The sequence below is a fragment of the Psychrobacter sp. 1Y4 genome (assembly GCF_051847555.1).
Window position 1 is genome coordinate 1 of record NZ_JBPYDE010000566.1, and the last position, 701, is coordinate 701.

A 701-nucleotide genomic window follows, 5' to 3' on the forward strand; every position below is an offset into this window, starting at 1 on the left:
TTAAAGCACTACAAGCCGCAGGTATCACTGACATCACGATCAATGCATCATGGCTGGCGGATAAGCTGATGCATACATTAGGCGACGGTGTGCAATATGGGGTCAAACTACATTGGTCAGTAGAAGGTGATGAACCGCTAGAGACGGCAGGTGGCATTTTTCAGGCATTACAGTCAGGCAAGCTGCGAGACGAGCCATTTATTCTCGTCAACTCTGATGTTTGGACGACCTATGATTTTGCTCAGTTGCGAGACTATGCATTAGGAGCGGATCAGCGCGCGCATCTGTTGTTGATTGACAACCCAGAGCACAATGATGGTGGTGATTTTGCTATCAATAATGGTCTTGCCAGCGAGCAGCCAGTTGGTGATGCGGACAAATTTACTTTCGCTGGTATCAGCGTGATGTCTCCGGCGTTGGTAGAAGGACTAGTATCAGGACAGTCTGCCGCATTGGCACCTCTACTTAAGCAAGCGATGATTAAATTCCAGATTACTGCTGAAGTGATTACTGATAACTGGATCGACGTTGGTACAGCTGAGCGCTTGGCACAAGTGAATGAGTTTATTGAAAAAAACGATGTCGATAACCATCGAGGTCGGGTAAATTCATAAGATAAGCAAAAATACACTGGTAAACACAAAAAAGCAGCGTTGATCGTTCAACGCTGCTTTTTTACACAGATGATTTCTATATCTTAT

General features: G+C 45.1%; 1 protein-coding gene. It reads left to right on the top strand.

Annotation, left to right across the window (positions count from 1 at the left end; translation table 11 throughout):
• On the top strand, positions 1–614 hold a 614-nt coding region (locus ACS8FC_RS17590; protein ID WP_439297738.1), incomplete at its 5' end, for a nucleotidyltransferase family protein.
• Between the last annotated feature and the right edge of the window lie 87 nt (positions 615–701).